Here is a 16,962-nt window from a genome sequence, read left to right as displayed (position 1 = left end):
AGCATGGGCGCACCACTACATGGGGAGAGCCAGGATGACCGACGCCGCTGATCCGCAACCCTTGGGCCGCCTTGCGCGTCCGCGCCTGTACGAACAGCTCGTCGAGCAGCTGCTGGGCTACATCGAGTCGGCCCGGCTGCGCCCCGGCGACCTCCTCCCGGCCGAACGCGACCTCGCCGAGCGCCTCGGCGTCTCCCGGGCGACCCTCGCGCAGGCGCTCGTCGCCCTCGAGGTCCTCGGCGTCATCGACGTCCAGCACGGCACCGGCGCAGTCCTGCGCCACCGCGCGAGCGTCGCCAGCGTGATCAAGGGATTGCGTGAGCACCGGAGCCGCCTCCCGGACATCGTCGAGGCACGCAGCACCCTCGAGGTGAAGCTCGCGGCACTGGCGGCCGAGCGGCACACGGAGGAGGACCTCGCCGCGATCGCCACGGCGCTCGAGGTGATGAAGTCCGAGATCGACGACGGCGACCGCGGCGCCCACGGTGACGAGCTGTTCCACCAGGCCGTGACCGCAGCCGCCCACTCGCCCGTGATGGCGCAGCTCATGGCGTTCATCGGCGAGATGATCCTGGAGACCCGCCTCGAGTCCCTTGCCCAGCCCGGCAGGCCGGAGCAGTCCCTCGAATCGCACCGGGCCATCGCGCAGGCCATCCAGGCGCAGGACTCCGCCGCAGCAGCGGAAGCGATGCAGCGCCACATCGAGCTCGTCTCGGACGTCGCACTCCTCAAGTAGGGGGCTCCTCGCGCCCGGGGGGAGCCCGGTCGCCCGGACCAGATCCGCGGCGCACACCCGGACGCTCCACCGCTGGTGAAGGAGGACGATGAACGGCAGGAAGCTGCAGGACTGCGCGGCGGCGCGTGCCCAGGAGCTGCCCGGATCGGAACTGACCCATCCGTTCGGCGAGGACTGGGATGTGTACAAGGTGCGCGGGAAGGTCTTCCTGCTGCAGACCGCCACCCGGGGCGAACCGATCGTGGTCCTCAAGGCCTCACCGTCGGATGCGCGGATGCTCCGCGAGGCCCATGACGACATCACGCCGGGCTATCACATGAACAAGCGGCACTGGATCACCCTGCACCCGGACGGGCCGCTCGATGCCGAGCTCGTCGAGGACCTCGTCACGGAGTCCTACCTCCAGGTCGTCGAGAACCTCCCGAAGAACCAGCGACCCGTCGACCCGGACACGTTCGGGCAGCACCCCTGACCCTCGGGGCGTCCGGCCGGGAACGCCGGCCTCACGGGGCGTCGTCGGGTGAGGACTCGTCGAGGGTCCAGCCGGTGATCGACTCGAGGTCCTTCCCCGCGTCGCGTGTGTACTGCCAGGCCCGCTGCCGCTGGTCCTGCAGGTCCTGCCGGAGCCGCGCCTCGGTCGCGCCGAGGGCGGGCACGCGGTCGATCACGTCCATGGCGAGCTGGAAGCGGTCGATCTGGTTCAGCATCGCCATGTCGAACGGCGTGGTCGTGGTGCCCTCCTCCTTGTAGCCCCGCACGTGGAGGTTCGCGTGGTTGGTCCTGCGGTACGTCAGCCGGTGGATGAGCCACGGATAGCCGTGGTAGGCGAACACCACCGGTTTGGTGGTGGTGAACAGCGTGTCGAAATCCCGGGCGGACAGGCCGTGCGGGTGCTCCGTCACATCCTGCAGGCGCATGAGGTCCACGACGTTCACCACGCGGACCTTCAGCCCGGGGATGCCGGCCTTCAGAAGGCCCGCCGCTGCCACGGCCTCGAGCGTCGGGACGTCACCCGCACAGCCGAGGACGACGTCGGGCTCCGTCCCGGGCTCTTCGGAGCCCGCGAACCCGAAGATACCGATGCCGCGCCTGACGTGCAGGTGCGCCTCCTCCGGTCCCAGCCAGGTCGGCGTGGGCTGCTTGCCTGTCACGATCACGTTGACGGTGTCCCGCGTCTGCAGGCAGTGTTCTGTCACCGCGAGCATCGTGTTGGCATCCGGCGGCAGGTAGACCCGGACGACGTCCGCCTTCTTGTTGACCACGTGGTCGATGAACCCGGGGTCCTGGTGCGAGAACCCGTTGTGGTCCTGCTGCCAGACGTGGCTCGACAGCATGTAGTTGAATGAGGCGATGGGCCGGCGCCAGGACAGAGCGCGGTGCACCTTGAGCCACTTCGCGAACTGGTTGAACATCGAGTCGACGATGTGCACGAACGCCTCGTAGCAGTTGAAGACCCCGTGACGTCCGGTCAGCAGGTACCCCTCGAGCCAGCCCTGGCAGAGGTGTTCGCTGAGGACCTCCAGCACGCGCCCCGACCGGGCGAGATGCTCGTCGACGTCCTCGATGCGCGGCTGCCAAACCTTGTCCGTCACCTCGTAGACGGCGGACAGCCGGTTCGACGCCGTCTCGTCGGGACCGAACAGGCGGAAGGTGGAGGGATTGCGCTCGATGACGTCGCGCAGATACCCGCCCACCGTGGCCATCGGACTCACCTTCTCCGCCCCGGGGCGCGACACCTCGACGGCATGGTCCGCGTAGGACGGCAGCACGAGGTCGCGGAGGAGCCGGCCGCCGTTGGCGTACGGCGTCGCGCTCATGCGGAGGTCACCGTCGGGGGCAAGGGCAGCGATCTCCGGCCGCAGCTCGCCCGTGGCGGTGAACAGCGACGCCGGGTCGTAGGAGCGCATCCACTCCTCGAGCTGGTGCAGGTGCTCCTCGTTGCTGTCGACCCCGGAGAGCGGCACCTGGTGGGACCGCCAGGTCCCCTCGACGGGCTTGCCGTCCACCACGGCCGGGCCGGTCCAGCCCTTGGGCGAGCGCAGCACGATCATGGGCCATCGGGCGGCAGCAGCATCCGCGCCGGCCGGCGACATGCGGGCCTTCTCCTGGATGGCGTGGATGTCGCCGATGCACGCATCGAGGACGGCGGCGAAGTTCCTGTGTGCCGCCTCCGTCGCCGTGGGATCCGAGACGGTGACGAAGTGCGGGTCGTACCCGTAGCCGTACATCAGCTGCCGCAGCTGCTCCTCCGGCATCCGCGCGAGCACCGTGGGATTCGCGATCTTGTAGCCGTTGAGATGCAGGATCGGCAGCACGGCGCCGTCCACGGCCGGGTCGACGAAACTGGTGGAGTGCCAGCTGGTGGCCAGCGGTCCGGTCTCCGCCTCGCCGTCACCCACCACCGCTGCGGCGATCAGCGACGGGTTGTCGAAGACGGCACCGTAGGCGTGGGCGAGGGTGTATCCCAGTTCGCCGCCCTCGTGGATGGAGCCGGGTGTTTCCGGCGCTGCATGCGAAGGGATGCCGCCGGGGTAGCTGAACTGCCGGAACAGGGCGTTGAGCCCCGCCGCATCCCTGCCGATGGAGGGGTAGACCTCCGAATACGTGCCCTCCAGCCAGGCGTTGGCCACGTTGGCGGGTCCGCCGTGACCGGGCCCGGTGACGAACAGCATCTCCTGCTTCCGCTCGGAGATGACCCGGTTCAGATGGGCATAGACGAAGTTGAGGCCGGGCGTGGTCCCCCAGTGGCCCAGGAGGCGCGCCTTCACGTCCTCGCGCACCAGGGGCCGCATCAGGAGGGCGTTGTCCTTCAGGTAGATCTGGCCCACCGAGAGATAGTTGGCGGCACGCCACCACGCGTCGAGCCGCTGGACGTCGAGAACGGTCATCTATTCCTCCTGGGTAATACGAATGGCGGGTACGTCAGAATTCGACGACGACGTCCGAGGGCGTCTTGTCGGGTCTCCACCCCCGCCACACGGGATGCCGGAGGCGCCCGGAGCCCGTGTGCTCGCTGTACTGGACCTCTCCCACGAGGGCGGGCCGGACCCAGTGGGCGTCGGACGCGTCGGCTCCCGGGACGTCGTCGAGCGGCGCCGTCTTCCGCGCCAGCTTCTTGAGCCGGGCGCCCACCTCGGCGAGGTCCCGCTCGGTGAGGCCGGATCCGACGCGTCCCACGTAGCGCAGGTCGACGCCGTCGGGAACGGCCACGAGCAGTGAGCCGACCTTCGCCGCACGGTTGCCCTTGCCCGGCCGCCACCCCACCACGACGACCTCCTGCGTGTGCAGGTGCTTGATCTTCACCCACGACGCCGACCGCGTCCCGGGCTGGTAGTCGCTCGAGAGCCGCTTGGCCATGATGCCTTCGAGACCCAGCTGCCTGCTCGCCTCCACGGCCTCCTCGAGCGTCGCGTCGAGGGCAGGGGGCACCTGGACGTGGCCGTCCTCCGCCTCGTCGACCGCCTTCTCGAGGAGTTCCCGCCGCTGGCAGTACTCCAGGCCGGTGAGGTCGTTGCCGTCGAGTTCCAGCAGGTCGAAGAGCATGAGGCGCACGGGCGTCTTCTGCCGGGCCGCGTCGATCTCCGACCGGTGCGTCAGCTTCATGCGCGTCTGAAGGAGGCTGAAGTCGGGGCGGCCCTTCGCGTTGAGGGCCACGATCTCGCCGTCGAGCACGGCGCTGTCGGCGCTGAGGAACTGTCCGAGGTCGCCGAGCTCCGGGTAGGTGCGCGTGGTGTCGATGCCGTTGCGGCTGACCAGGGTGACGGCGCCGTCCCGGACGACGGCGATGCAGCGTACGCCGTCCCACTTCATCTCGTACGCCCACTCGTCCGGCGCGGGGATGGCCTGCTCGGACCCGAGCGTGGCGAGCATGGGGCGGACGACGTCTGGCGCGGCAGGGCGGGCCCGTCCGTCCGCCGGGCCCGGCGGGGAGGTCCGCCGGGAATCAGGCGGGGAATCAGGAGCAGCCGGACCATCGCCGCCGTTCGGGGAGGCGCCGTCCTGCGAGGCGCCGTCCGCGGGGGCGCCATTCGGGGAGGCGCCATTCGCGGTGGCCGGCGCGGAACCTGCAGGATCACCGCGGCGGCCCGGTTCGGCGTCCACCTCGGCGGGCTGGTCCTTCATGAGGTGGATCAGCCAGTTGCTCTTGCCGTTCGGCCCGCCCCCGGTATTGATGAGCGCGTACCGTCGGACCGCGGTGCCGCCGCGGGCCAGGCCGCCGTCGGGCCTCCCGTGGAGCGTGCAGATGACTTCCTTGCCGTCCCGCCACTTCTCCAGTTCGTAGGTGCCGGAATCCCAGAGGTACACCTCACCGGCTCCGTATTCACCCTTGGGAATAGTTCCGGCGAAGGATCCGTAATCGAGGGGATGGTCCTCCGTCTGGACCGCGAGGTGGTTCCTGCTCGGTGTCAGCGGCGGGCCCTTCGGGATGGCCCACGAGACGAGGACGCCGTCGCGCTCGAGCCGGAAATCGTAGTGCAGGCGCCGGGCGTGGTGCTCCTGGATGACGAAGCTGTTGCCACCCGGCGGGCCCACGGTCTCGGGAACAGGCTCCGGCGTGCGGGATGCGTCCCGCATGGCCCGGTAGGTGGACAGCCGGTCCGGCGCGTTCCGTGCCGCATCGGTGGGAGGGGCGGTCGGCGCCGCCGGGGCGAGGATGTCCCCTCTGGACTCGATGCGCCGCATCATCTCCCGGTAGTCGAGGTGCCCGAGGTCGGCGTCGTCGAGCTCCTCCCACGTGCGCGGCGCCGCGACCGTCGGCTCGAAGCGCCCACGGAGGGAGTACGGGCTCACGGTGGTCTTGTTGACGTGGTTCTGGCTCCAGTCGACCAGCACCCTGCCCGAGCGCAGCGCCTTCTTCATGTCGCTGACCGCCAGGTCGGGATGGTCGGCCTCGAGGGCGCGGGCCAGTTCGTGGGCGACGGCGGAGACCTGCTCCGAGGTCTGCCGGCCGTCGAGCGCGCAGTAGAGGTGGATACCCTTCGACCCGCTGGTGACGGGGAACGGTTCGAGTCCCATGCCCTGCAGGATGGGCCGGGCGAGCCGGGCCACCTCGGCACATTCCGCGAGCGCGGCGCCCTTGCCGGGGTCGAGGTCCAGCACGAGGCGGTCAGGATTCGCCTTCGCACCGTCGGCGTCGAAGCGCCACTGCGGCACGTGGATCTCGATCGCGGCGATCTGCCCGAGCCAGGTGAGCGTCGCCAGGTCGTTGACCAGGGGATAGACGTTCACGTGGTCCTTGTGCTGGATCGCGTTCCGCGGCACCCAGTCCGGCGCGTTGTCGTCGATGTTCTTCTGGAAGAACATCTCGCCCGGCGCCTCCGGCGTGCCGACGCCATGGACCCAGCGTTTGCGCGTGACCGGGCGTTGCGCCGCGTGCCGGATCAGGTGTGGCGCCACCGCCGCGTAATAGGCGAGGACGTCCGCCTTGGTGGTCCCCGTCGCCGGATACAGCACCTTGTCCAGGTTGGACAGCCGTAGGGTGCGCCCGTCCACGGTAACGGTCTGCTGCCGTGAGCTGCGGGGAGGGGCCATGTCCTCCAGTCTTGACCGGATGGCGGCGGTATTCCAGTACCAATCAGCCGGCGTACCGCGCGGCCGGGAGCCGGTGGACCCTAGTCGGCGAACTGCTCGCGGTAGCGGTTGACATAGATGTCCCACAGGGCCGGGTCCTGGCCGAGGTTGCGCTTGTTCAGGAAATCGTCGAGCCCGGCGATGGTGAGGTGCCAGCCGGCGGCCATGGTCGCCGAATGCCGCGGGCTGCCCGGCGTCAGGAACAGCACGAGCTGCGTGCCGTTGTCCCCCGTCCGCGTCAATTCCCAGCGCAGGCTGTCCTTCTCCCAGGTGTAGGCGAGGACCGAGGGCCGTTCGACCTCCAGCACGACGCCGCGGAGGGGCTTCTGGTCGGCGTAGCGGAAGAGGATCTCCTCGTCCCTGCGCGGCTCGAACTCCATCTCGCAGGGGAACCAGTACTTCAGCTTGTCCGCCTCGGTCAGGTGCTTCCACAGCACGGTCGGCGGGAACGCGAACTGGAACTCCAGGCGCAGCACGGTGCCGCCGTCGTCGCTGGTTGTCTTGCTGACGATGGGCTCTACGGTCTCGGAAGTCACGCCTCAAGTCTAGGGGTGGGCGGCCGGGATCCTCTGGCCCGGTAAGCCTGCTTGGTGTTCACTTGACCCATGAGAGCCATCTGGAAGGGTGCGGTCGCGTTCGGCCTGGTCAATGTGCCGGTCAAGGTCTACAGCGCCACGGAGGACCACGACATCGCCCTCCACCAGGTGCACGACAAGGACGGCGGCCGTATCCGGTACCAGCGGCGCTGCGAGGTGTGTGACGAGGTCGTGGACTTCAAGCACATCGACAAGGCGTACGACGACGGCGAGCACACGGTCGTCCTGACGGAGGAGGACCTCTCGTCCCTGCCGGTCGAGAGGAGCCGGGAGATCGAGGTGGTCGAGTTCGTGCCGAGCGACCAGATCGACCCGATCATGTTCGACCGCGCCTACTTCCTCGAGCCGGACAGCACCTCGACCAAGGCCTATGTCCTGCTAAGGCGCACGCTCGAGGAGACGGACCGGACCGCGATCGTGCAGTTCTCCCTCCGCCAGAAGAGCCGCCTCGCCGCGCTGCGGGTACGCGGGGAGGTCCTCATGCTCCAGACGCTGCTGTGGGATGACGAGGTCCGGGAGGCCTCCTTCCCCGCACTCGAGGAGAAGGTCCGTATCTCCGCGAAGGAGAAGCAGATGTCGGCGGCGCTCGTGGACTCCTTCTCCACGGACTTCGATCCGGAGAACTTCACGGACGACTACCAGGTGCAGCTGCGCACCCTGATCGACGCCAAGATCGAGAAGGGCGACACCATCAACACCGAGGAGACCTTCGGCGCGAACAAGGACGAGGACGACGACGACAACGTCCTGGACCTCATGGAAGCCCTCCGCCGCAGTGTCGAGAAGAACCGCGAGAAGAAGGCCGACGCCAAGAAGGCCTCCGGGACCTCCAGGAAGAAGGGCGCATGAGATTCTTCACCGACAGCCTTGGCCGTCAGACCATCGTGCAGAAACCGAACGCACCGATCCTCGGCTGGGCGCTGCTCGGCGCCGCCTCCTTCATGGCCCTCGAGGAGAGGAACCGCGAGCGCCTGCGCCTGGCGAGTTCCGTCTCCCTGGCCGTCTGGGCGGTTCTCGAGGTCGTCTCCGGTAGAAGCGGTTTCCGGCGCAGCGCCGGTGCGCTGACATTGTCCTGGCTTTCACGGAAGACCTGAGACCCGGACCGAGACCCACGGACTGACGCTCCCGGCCATCGGGACGTCTCCGGGATCCTGGAGCCGTCCTAGACCAGGGAGCTGAAGAACTCCGCCTTGGCCGTCGGACCCGCCACGATGATCTCGTCGTCGTCGTAGAGCGTGGTCTGCGCCGTCGTGTAGTCCCACTCGCCTCCCTTGCGCTTCACGGCGACCACGGTGACGCCGTACTTCGCGCGCAGGCCCGTGGTGCCGAGCTCGCGGTTCCAGTACTCACGCGGCGGGCGGGTCTTCACCATCGCGAAGTTGTCCTCGAACTCCACGTAGTCGAGCATCGTGCCGCGCACCAGGTGGGCCACGCGCTTGCCCATGTCGTGCTCGGGCCGGATCACCCGCTCCACGCCGAGCTGCGAGAGGATCTGGGCGTGCGCCTCACTGATGGCCTTCGCCCAGATGGTGGGCCGCTCGAAGCGCAGCAGGATCGACGTCGTGAGGATGCTCGCCTCCAGGTCGGTGCCGATGCCCACCACCACACGGTCGAACTCGGGCAGGGATAGCTGCCGCAGCGCCTCTTCCTTGGTGGTGTCGGCACGCACCACGTGCGTGAGGAGGCCGTTGTAGGACTGGACGACGTCCTCGTCGTTGTCGATGCCGAGCACCTCGGTCCCCGCCTCCTCGAGTTCGAGGGCCAGGGCGGCGCCGAACCGGCCGAGACCGATGACGGCGACGGTGTCGGCGACCGCGGCCGCCTCGCCGGACTTGGGGGAGAACAGGCGTTGCCTAGCCAATGAGGGGCCTTTCCTTCGGGTATTCGTAGTACAGGGGTCGAGGACGGAGCGCGAGTGCGGAGGCGAGGGTCACCGGGCCGAGGCGCCCGGCGAACATCATGAGGATCAGGACGGCCTGGCCCGCGGGCGGGATGCCGGCCGTGATGCCGGTGGAGAGTCCCACGGTGGCGAAGGCCGAGACGACCTCGAAGAGAACGCGGTCCAGGCCGAAGTCCGTGATGAGCAGGAGGAACATCGTGGCACCGAGAACGAGGCCGACGGCGAGGAGCACGATCGAGATGGCGTGCCGGTGTGCCGAGCGGGGCAGGCGCTTGCCGAAGATGTTGACGGCGTTGCCGCCGCTGATCTCCGTGTAGAGGATGAAGACCAGGACGCCGATCGTGGTGATCTTCAGGCCGCCGGCTGTTCCGGCAGGACCGCCGCCGATGAACATGAGCACGTCCGTGGCCAGCAGCGTGACGGGGTGGACGTCGGCGAAGTCCACGCTGTTGAAGCCCGCGGTCCGAGCCATCGCGGACTGGAAGAACCCGGCGAGGATCCTCTCCCCCGGCCTCAGCGTGCCGAGGGTCGCCGGGTTGGACCACTCGACGGCGGTGATGAAGGCGGTGCCTGCGGTGAGCAGGAGGACGGTGCCGCTCAGCACGAGCTTGGTGTTCATGTGCCACTTGTGCGGGTACCGGAAGTGGCGCCGCAGTTCGAACAGGACGGGGAAGCCCAGCCCGCCGATGATGACGGCCGCGCTGATCGGCAGGCAGATCCACGGATCGCCGACATAGCCGATCAGGTTGTCACTGAAGAGGGCGAAGCCTGCGTTGTTGAAGGACGACACCGAGTGGAAGATCCCCAGCCATGCGGCTTCTCCCGGGCCGTAGCCGTAGGCGAGGAAGAAGCGCGCCCCCAGCAGGACCGCGGTTGCGGCCTCCACGACCAGCGTGATGCGCAGGACGCCGAGGAGCACGTTGCGGACGTCGCCGAATCCCTCGCTCTTGGTCTCGACCGCCGTCAGGATCCGGGAGCGCAGACCCAGGCGACGGGCGAGCAGGACCCCGAGGAGCGATGCGAAGGACATGATGCCGAAACCGCCGACCTGGATCAGGGCGAGGATGATGACGTGGCCTTCACCGGTCCAGTAGCGGGGGGTGTCGACGACGACCAGCCCTGTCACGCAGACCGCGGAGGTCGCCGTGAACAGGGCCTCGAGGAAGGTCGCACTGCCCGGTCCGGCCTTCGATGTCGGGATCATCAGCAGTGCGGTGCCGACGAGGATCGCCGCCGCGAAGCCGAGCACGATCACCTGGGCGGGATGCCTGGGGCTGTGGCGCGCCACCCAGGCCCGGAGGGTCCTCAGCGAGCCGCGCAGGACTGCTGCGGCCGGCACCGGCTCCCGGGAGGTTCTCCTGCTCGGCCTCACGGGAATGCTCGACCTCCAGGGGACGGGTGGCAGGGGTGCAGCCGGTCGGCCCCACCTACCCATTCAAGCGGACACCGGGCGGCCCGGCGACGTCTTTACGCTTCCTTGATGCCGCGCTGCTCCAGTCTCACGCCGCGAGGACGCGGGGCAGGTCGGTGAGCGAGGCCACCTCGTGGTCCGGAGGCGTCATGGCGGGCGGGTACGGAACCGCGTCACGGTTCAGCCAGGCGGTGCGGAGGCCGGCGTGGGCGGCGCCGTCGATGTCCCAGGGGTGGACGGCGACCAGCACGACGTCGCCCGCCTGCCGCTGCAGCGCCTCGACCGCATAGGCATAGGCCTGGGGCGCGGGCTTCCACCGCGGGGCGTCCTCGACCGACAGCACCGTGTCGACGGAGAGGCCGGCCCGCTCCAGCAGGCCCTCCGCTGTCGCCCGGGAGCCGTTGGTGAGCGCTGCGGTACCGAAGCCTCCCCCGGTGAGCGCGCGGATCCCCTCGGGCACGTCCGGGTGCACCGGAAGCTCCTGGAGGGCGTCCATCACGTGCGCGACGGCGGCGTCGGCGTCCCGGTTGAGGACCTGACCCGCGAGCACCGCATGCAGTGCCCCCTCGGCGACCGCACGGAAGGCCGGGTTCTGTCCGGCGGCGGTCAGCGCGAAGCCGTCCCGGAGGACCGAGGCGAACCAGAGTGCGGAGAGTTGCGGAGGTACTCCGATCTCCTCGAAGTGCTGGGACATGAGCCCCATGTCCGAGAGCGTCCCGTTGACGTCGAACAGCACCAGTGGGACTGCCATTACTGGCGGTACCCCTCCACCTGGGGAATGGGACGGGCGTCGGCCTCTGCAGGGTCCTCGCCGGCGTCGGCCTTCGCCCGGCGCTGGCGGAGCAGGTCCCAGCACTGGTCGAGGTCCTCCTCGACCCGCTTCAGCCGGGCCGCGTGGTCCTGGTGCTCCGCTCCGGCTCCGGCGTCCTGGGGCTGCTCGCGGAGTTCGTGTTCCTCCTGCACGAGTGCCTGGATGCGCTGCAGGATGTCCTGGTTGTTCATGGTGCGGTCCCTTCGTCGTGGCGATGCCCGCGGAAGCCCGGAATCGGTCCCGGACCGGTCACAATGCTCAGCAGGCTTTCCTTCAGGCTACTGAGACGGGACACCGATGACCAGCGCAGCACCCGAGGTGGAGGACGTCGCGCGGGAGGGGAATTTGGTGCGGCGCCCGGATGGCCTAAGCTGTTGGAGAACCAATTGCCTGTGTAGCTCAGTCTGGTAGAGCATCCGCTTCACACGCGGAAGGCCCGGGGATCGAGGCCCCGCGCAGGCACGAGGATCGGCTGGTGACAGCACCACGAGGAAGGCCCGTACCGCTTGGTACGGGCCTTCTTTTCTGTGCACGCCGTTCGTTCTGAGCGAACAAAATTCGTTAGCACTCCCTAGGGTCGAGTGCTAACATTTTTCGTAGTTGAGCGAGGGGCGCTCAACCCTGAAGAACCCACCTGCCGGTGGCATCTGTGAAGGAGATGTTTCCAGTGGCCATGAAGTTTGATCCGTTCCGCGAGCTGGACCGCGTTGCCGGCGCTCTTCTGGAGAGCCGTCCGGGACTCCGTCTCATGCCGATGGACCTCTACCGCGAGAAGGACCACTACGTCCTAGCCGCGGACCTTCCGGGCATCGATCCCGGATCGGTCGACATCGACGTCGACGGCCAGCTCCTGACCATCCGCGCGGAGCGCACGCTGCGCAGCGCGGAGGGCGTCAAGTGGCTGACCCGGGAGCGCGAGAGCGGCTCGTTCCTGCGCCAGCTCAACCTGGGCCAGGGTGTCGACACGGAGGGAATCTCCGCACGCTACGAGAACGGTGTCCTCAGCGTGATGATCCCCGTCATCGAGCGCGCGAAGCCCCGCAAGATCGAGATCGTGAGCGGTGACTCCCCAGTCGAGTCCACGGCCGTCGAAGCCCCTGCATCCGACGCCGGACGCCAGGGAGCCGTCGAGGCCTGATCCCTTCTGACAGCAACCCCCGGGCGCCCGCCCGGGGGTTGCTGTCCTTAATACCTCCCCGACTCCCCACCAAGCCGCCGCGGCACCCTCACTTTTTCCTTGCACACTCCTGACCCGGGTGCAAAGGATGGGGTATGGACTTCACACCGAGCAAGGCAATCGTCACCGGCTCCGATTCGGGTATCGGGCGGGCCACCGCCATCGCCCTCGCAGCCGCCGGATGCGACGTCGGCGTCACCTGGCACTCGGACTCGGAGGGCGCCGAGGAGACCGCGCGCCTCGTCCGCGAGAAGGGCGTCCGCGCCGCTGTAGCCCAGCTGGACACCACGGACGCCCCGGCGTGCGGGGATGTCATCGACCAGCTCGCACAGGAGCTCGGCGGACTCGACGTCTTCGTCAACAACGCGGGCGTCAACGGCGGGACCCTGTTCCTCGAGACGGACTGGGACACCTGGCGCGGCACCCTGGGCGCGAACCTCGACGGCGCCTTCGTCTGCATCCAGCGTGCCGCCCGCCACATGATCGACGGCGGCCGGGGCGGGCGGATCATCGCGGTCACCAGCGTGCACCAGGAGCAGCCGCGCGTCGGCTCGGCCGCCTATGACGCCTCCAAGCACGGGCTCGGCGGCCTGGTGAGGACCATCGCGCTCGAGCTCGCCGACCGGGGGATCACCGCCAACGCCGTGCTGCCCGGCGAGATCAACACCCCGATGAACGATTCCGAGGACCAGGATCCGCACAGCATGGACCGCCCCGGCATCCCCCTGGGCCGCCCGGGCGCCCCGGAGGAGATCGCCGACGTCGTCGCCTTCCTCGCATCCGGCGCGTCCAGCTACGTCAACGGCGCCTCGTTCGTGGTGGACGGCGGGATGCTCCTCATGGGGCCGCAGGCAGGTTCGCACCTCACGAGCGGGGACTGGCGCACCCTCTGATCCCCGGATCCGGCCCGCCCCCACCCTTCAACGCACGTTCAGAGGGCGTTCAGGCGGCAGGGCTAGCGTGGGGATCCCGAACTCCTGCGAAAGGCCCGCCATGAACGCATCCCCCTCCCCCGTCAGCGATTTCGAATCCCAGGACTGGTCGGGCTTCCGGCGCGGCGAAAACGTGACCCTCCAGCACCCGGCAGGGACGCAGCTCCGCGGCGTGCTGGACATGAGGACCGATGATGCCTCAGTGCTGTGGATCCTCCTGAACGACGGCGGCGGCCGCCGGCTCGTGCACCGGTCGGACGGGTACCGCCTGCGCCGCGGGTGACCGGACCGCAATCAGCACGTCCATCCGCCGTCCACCTTGGGTTCACCTTTTCGCCACCTGTAACGTTGCTCCGGTGAGAATCCGAGCCACCCTGTCCCTGTCCCTCGCCGCCCTCCTCGGCCTGACCGCCTGCGGTTCCGACTACCCGCTGGGCGCGGAGCAGGAAGCCGCGGCGCAGCGCGGGGACACGAGCCTGCAGGGAGCGGTGACCGCGGCGGGATCCTCGGCCCAGGGCCCGGCGATGGACGCCTGGCGTGCGGGCTTCGCCACGCTCTATCCGCGGGCCCAGGTGCAGTACTCGCCCGACGGCTCCGGAGCCGGGCGCGGGGCCCTGCTGGCCGGAGCCGTGGGATTCGCGGGCTCCGATGCCTACCTCAGCGACGAGGAACTCGCCGAGTCCACGGAGGTGTGCGGGCCGGGAGGTGCCTTCAACATCCCGGCCTACGTCTCGCCCATCAGCGTGGCGTTCAACCTCCCGGGCATCCCGGAACTGAAGCTCGACGCCGCCACCGTGGCCCGCATCTTCCGGGGCGACATCGCCCTGTGGAACGACCCCGCCATCGCGGCGCAGAACGACGGCGTCGACCTCCCGGCCCTGCCGGTCTCGGCCGTCAGCCGGTCCGACGATTCGGGGACCACCGAGAACTTCACGGACTACCTGCACGCGGTGGTTCCCGAGATCTGGACCGAGGAGCCCGACGGAACGTGGCCGGAGGGCCTCGAGAACGAGAACGCCAAGGGCAACGCCGGGGTGGTGAGCACCGTGGCCGGTACCGTCGGTGCGGTGACCTATGCCGACGACTCGGCGGTGGGCGACCCCCTCGGCCGCGCGGCCCTGAAGGTCGGCGAGGACTATGTGCCGGTCAGCTCGGAGGCGGCGGCTGCCGCCGTCGACCTCGCCACCCGCGTGCCGGGACGCGAGGACTACGACATCGCACTGGAGCTGGACCGGACCACGGGTGAGCCCGGCGTCTACCCTCTGGTCCTGGTGTCCTACCACGTCTACTGCGCGCGCTACGAGAACGAGGCGAGCGCCGACGTCATCCGGGCCTTCGGAACCTACGCCGTCAGCGCGGAAGGCCAGGCCGAGGCCGCAGAGGCCGCGAAGAGCTCGCCCATCCCGCCCGAGCTGTCCCGGCAGGCGGCCGAGTCGATCGCATCGATCGAGGTCGGGGACATCCCCTAGGACAGCGAAGAGGCGGACCCCCTGGGGATCCGCCTCCTGTCACCGCAGCGCCGTCAGCCGATGCGCGGACCGCCCGAATCGGGGTCGTTCGTGGAGGTGTCCGGCAGCGTGCTGTTCGCGGGTGTCGCGTCGGTGGTGCCACCGGTCGGCGGTGCCTCGACGTTCCCGCGCCAGGCGCCGGTCTCCCCGCCGCTCTTCTCGATGAACTGCTTGAACCTCTTGAGGTCGCCCTTCACCTGCGCGGCGTCCGCGTGCACGACGGCGCCGATCTTCTCGGTGAACGTCTCGGGGTGCCAGTCGATCTGCACCATGAGCCGCGTGGTGTTCTCGTCGAGGCGGTGGAAGGTGACCACGCCGGCATGCGATTCGCCGTCGGTGCTCTTCCAGGCGACACGCTCGTCCGGGTGCTGCTCGGTGATCTCGGCGTCGAACTCGCGCTTCACGCCACCGATGCTCGTCACCCAGTGGGTGGTGGTGTCCGAGGTCTGCGTGATGGACTCGACGCCGCCCATGAACTGCGGGAAGCTCTCGAATTGGGTCCACTGGTTGTAGGCCGTACTGACCGGTACTGCTACGTCGATAGATTCCTGTACTGAAGCCAAAACGGTTCCTCCTTCGTAGAGACTCCGGCGCCGTCCGCTCCCGTTCGGAGATGCGGAACGACAAAACCGTAAGTCCCCTTAGCGTATGCAGATCCGTTGGATTTGGCCAACGCGCAGGGCTAGTGTGAAAGGAGTCCCCCGGCGAGGATCGGCGCGTCCGGTGCCCTGCCGGGAGGAGAAAATCTCTCTAGCACTGGAGGATTAATGAAGGCTTCACCCACCCTCACGGACAACATGCAGGCCGTCCTGGTCGATCTGATCGAACTGCATCTGCAGGGCAAGCAGGCCCACTGGAACGTGGTCGGCAAGAACTTCCGCGATCTCCACCTGCAGCTGGACGAGATCATCGACGACGCCCGCCTCTTCGCGGACGAGATGGCCGAGCGCATGCGCGCACTGCACGCCGTCCCGGACGGCCGCAGCGTCGCCGTCGCCGAGGGCACCAAGATCGATCCCTTCCCCGCCGGCCTCGTCTCCACCAAGGACACCGTGGGTCTCGTGGTCCGCATGCTGAACGCCACCGTGAAGACCATGCGCGACGTGCATGACCAGATCGACGAGGAAGATCCCACCACCGCGGACCTGCTGCACGGGTTCATCGCGAAGCTGGAGCAGTACGCGTGGATGGTGGACGCGGAGAACATGGAACCGACGGCCGAGGTCGTCACCCCCGTCGGCACGGAGCACGCCACCGTCTGACGGGTCGAACCGACCGGAGAGGGGACGGGAGGCAGGCGCCTCCCGTCCCCTCGGGCCATCGTCCATCCAGCATGACCTCTCCTACTGTGTAGGCTGGCTAATGGTCTAGCAGAAGGCCGAACACAGACACCCTGGGTTTGTGTATCGGTTCCGGAGGTATCCGGACGCCCTGCCGGCGCGATGCACCCGACGCCCGGTGGTTGAACGAAACAGGATCCAGTACACATGGCCGACCAGGTTGCCGGGCAGACCACCGCGGACTACCTCCAGGACCTCCTCCTCGATACGGACGACGTAGAGGAGTTCCTCACCGAATTCGCCCGCTTCGCCGCTGCCCGCCTGTTCGAACAGCCCGGGGAGACGCTGTGCGGCATCACCCTCCTGCGCAACAAACGGGCAGGCACCGTGGCCAGCAGCAACGAGGCTGCCCGGAAGCTCGACGAACTGCAGTACCTCTTCTCCGAGGGCCCGTGCCTCACCGCCTGTGAGGAGCAGCGCACGGTGCACGTTGCCGACGTCAGCACCGATGAACGCTGGAGGGGCTATCTCTCCAGCACTGCCGAGCACGGTGTGAGCTCGATCCTGGCCGTGCCGTTCTCGCTCGAAGCCGGAGCCCGTGCCGCACTGAACGTCTACTCGACGGAGAAGGGCGGCTTCGATCCCACGATCATCGCCACCGCGGAGACCTTCGTCGCACAGACCTCCAAGGCCCTGATGCTCTCGGTCCGGCTGGCCCAGCACAGTGAATCGGTCACGAACCTCAAAGCTGCTATGACGTCGAGGACCGCCATCGACATCGCGATCGGGATCATCATGGCGCAGAACCGCTGCAGCCAGGTGGAGGCCCTCACCATCCTGAAGTCGGTGTCCAACAGCCGCAACGAGAAGGTCCGCGACATCGCCGCCTCCGTGGTGGCATCCATCGGGCAGGCCGGGCCCGAGACGCACTTCGACCCCTGAGATCCGGCTGCCGGTAGCAGGCAGGGCGCCCCGCCGGGAGCGGATGCCGGTGCCGATCCTCCCGTTGCGTGCGGACGGCGGCGGGTGCGACGGTGGGA

18 protein-coding genes and 1 tRNA gene are annotated in these 16,962 nt (G+C 68.6%); 11 read left to right on the top strand and 8 right to left on the bottom strand.

The genetic code is table 11. From position 1 onward, the window contains the following. Positions 1–34: 34 nt before the first annotated feature. Together ACX80J_RS06315 and ACX80J_RS06310 are read left to right on the top strand one after the other, a co-directional pair. Entirely contained in the window at positions 35–736 is a 702-nt protein-coding gene (locus tag ACX80J_RS06315; RefSeq protein WP_459344197.1) for a FadR/GntR family transcriptional regulator, read from the top strand. Between the two features lie 88 nt (positions 737–824). After that, positions 825–1,208, top strand: a complete 384-nt coding sequence (locus ACX80J_RS06310; RefSeq protein ID WP_459344196.1) for an MmcQ/YjbR family DNA-binding protein — start codon at positions 825–827, stop codon at positions 1,206–1,208. 31 nt (positions 1,209–1,239) lie between these two features. On the opposite strand, the gene ACX80J_RS06305 is transcribed toward ACX80J_RS06310, so the two are convergent. The 3 genes from ACX80J_RS06305 to ACX80J_RS06295 all read right to left on the bottom strand — a co-directional run bounded on the left by ACX80J_RS06305 (position 1,240) and on the right by ACX80J_RS06295 (position 6,843). Continuing rightward, positions 1,240–3,624 carry a phosphoketolase family protein gene (locus tag ACX80J_RS06305; RefSeq protein WP_459344195.1) on the bottom strand — a complete coding sequence of 795 codons (2,385 nt, stop codon included), beginning with the start codon at positions 3,622–3,624 and terminating at the stop codon, positions 1,240–1,242. A gap of 34 nt (positions 3,625–3,658) precedes the next feature. Next, positions 3,659–6,268 (bottom strand): ATP-dependent DNA ligase, encoded by a 2,610-nt coding sequence (locus tag ACX80J_RS06300; protein ID WP_459347193.1) that lies wholly within the window; start codon positions 6,266–6,268, stop codon positions 3,659–3,661. 80 nt (positions 6,269–6,348) lie between these two features. Then, on the bottom strand, positions 6,349–6,843 hold the full coding sequence (locus ACX80J_RS06295) for an SRPBCC domain-containing protein (RefSeq protein ID WP_459344193.1): 495 nt from the start codon (positions 6,841–6,843) through the stop codon (positions 6,349–6,351). Positions 6,844–6,912: 69 nt separating this feature from the next. Here ACX80J_RS06295 and ku point away from each other — a divergent pair, with 69 nt between their 5' ends. Together ku and ACX80J_RS06285 are read left to right on the top strand one after the other, a co-directional pair. Beyond that, a complete protein-coding gene (ku, locus tag ACX80J_RS06290) occupies positions 6,913–7,752 on the top strand; it encodes a non-homologous end joining protein Ku (RefSeq protein ID WP_459344192.1) in 840 nt (279 codons plus the stop codon). Further along, positions 7,749–7,997 (top strand): hypothetical protein, encoded by a 249-nt coding sequence (locus tag ACX80J_RS06285; protein WP_459344191.1) that lies wholly within the window; start codon positions 7,749–7,751, stop codon positions 7,995–7,997. The genes ku and ACX80J_RS06285 overlap by 4 nt, the downstream gene beginning before the upstream one ends. 68 nt (positions 7,998–8,065) lie before the next feature. Here ACX80J_RS06285 and ACX80J_RS06280 read toward each other — a convergent pair whose 3' ends face one another. The 4 genes from ACX80J_RS06280 to ACX80J_RS06265 all read right to left on the bottom strand — a co-directional run bounded on the left by ACX80J_RS06280 (position 8,066) and on the right by ACX80J_RS06265 (position 11,216). After that, on the bottom strand, positions 8,066–8,764 hold the full coding sequence (locus tag ACX80J_RS06280) for a potassium channel family protein (RefSeq protein WP_459344190.1): 699 nt from the start codon (positions 8,762–8,764) through the stop codon (positions 8,066–8,068). Further along, a complete protein-coding gene (locus ACX80J_RS06275) occupies positions 8,757–10,142 on the bottom strand; it encodes a TrkH family potassium uptake protein (protein ID WP_459347192.1) in 1,386 nt (461 codons plus the stop codon). Before ACX80J_RS06275 ends, ACX80J_RS06280 begins: the two co-directional genes overlap by 8 nt. Positions 10,143–10,302: 160 nt before the next feature. Continuing rightward, positions 10,303–10,965: a haloacid dehalogenase type II gene (locus tag ACX80J_RS06270; RefSeq protein ID WP_459347191.1), complete on the bottom strand. Its 663-nt coding sequence runs from the start codon at positions 10,963–10,965 to the stop codon at positions 10,303–10,305. Then, positions 10,965–11,216, bottom strand: coding sequence for a DUF2630 family protein (locus ACX80J_RS06265; protein ID WP_459344187.1), 252 nt, complete (start codon positions 11,214–11,216; stop codon positions 10,965–10,967). The genes ACX80J_RS06270 and ACX80J_RS06265 overlap by 1 nt, the downstream gene beginning before the upstream one ends. A gap of 197 nt (positions 11,217–11,413) precedes the next feature. Between ACX80J_RS06265 and ACX80J_RS06260 the strand changes: the two genes are divergently transcribed. From ACX80J_RS06260 to pstS, 5 genes are all read left to right on the top strand, one after another. After that, positions 11,414–11,487, top strand: a tRNA-Val gene (locus tag ACX80J_RS06260). 211 nt (positions 11,488–11,698) lie between these two features. Further along, positions 11,699–12,163: an Hsp20/alpha crystallin family protein gene (locus ACX80J_RS06255; protein WP_459344338.1), complete on the top strand. Its 465-nt coding sequence runs from the start codon at positions 11,699–11,701 to the stop codon at positions 12,161–12,163. A gap of 134 nt (positions 12,164–12,297) precedes the next feature. Next, on the top strand, positions 12,298–13,095 hold the full coding sequence (locus tag ACX80J_RS06250) for an SDR family oxidoreductase (protein ID WP_459344186.1): 798 nt from the start codon (positions 12,298–12,300) through the stop codon (positions 13,093–13,095). Between the two features lie 100 nt (positions 13,096–13,195). Then, the gene (locus tag ACX80J_RS06245; protein ID WP_459344185.1) at positions 13,196–13,417 is read left to right on the top strand and encodes a hypothetical protein; all 222 of its coding nucleotides are present in this window, start codon (positions 13,196–13,198) and stop codon (positions 13,415–13,417) included. 73 nt (positions 13,418–13,490) lie between these two features. Further along, on the top strand, positions 13,491–14,603 hold the full coding sequence (gene pstS, locus ACX80J_RS06240; RefSeq protein WP_459344184.1) for a phosphate ABC transporter substrate-binding protein PstS: 1,113 nt from the start codon (positions 13,491–13,493) through the stop codon (positions 14,601–14,603). Positions 14,604–14,656: 53 nt separating this feature from the next. Here the strand turns inward: pstS and ACX80J_RS06235 are convergent, their stop codons facing one another. Beyond that, positions 14,657–15,205 carry an SRPBCC family protein gene (locus tag ACX80J_RS06235; RefSeq protein WP_459344183.1) on the bottom strand — a complete coding sequence of 183 codons (549 nt, stop codon included), beginning with the start codon at positions 15,203–15,205 and terminating at the stop codon, positions 14,657–14,659. Between the two features lie 204 nt (positions 15,206–15,409). Here ACX80J_RS06235 and ACX80J_RS06230 point away from each other — a divergent pair, with 204 nt between their 5' ends. Next, positions 15,410–15,904, top strand: a complete 495-nt coding sequence (locus tag ACX80J_RS06230; RefSeq protein ID WP_459344182.1) for a Dps family protein — start codon at positions 15,410–15,412, stop codon at positions 15,902–15,904. 225 nt (positions 15,905–16,129) lie between these two features. After that, positions 16,130–16,864 (top strand): GAF and ANTAR domain-containing protein, encoded by a 735-nt coding sequence (locus tag ACX80J_RS06225; RefSeq protein ID WP_459344181.1) that lies wholly within the window; start codon positions 16,130–16,132, stop codon positions 16,862–16,864. Positions 16,865–16,962 lie beyond the last annotated feature (98 nt).

Source organism: Arthrobacter rhamnosi (assembly GCF_054510975.1).
Note: the sequence above shows the minus strand (reverse complement) of the source record. Positions and strands in the feature narration are given on the sequence as shown.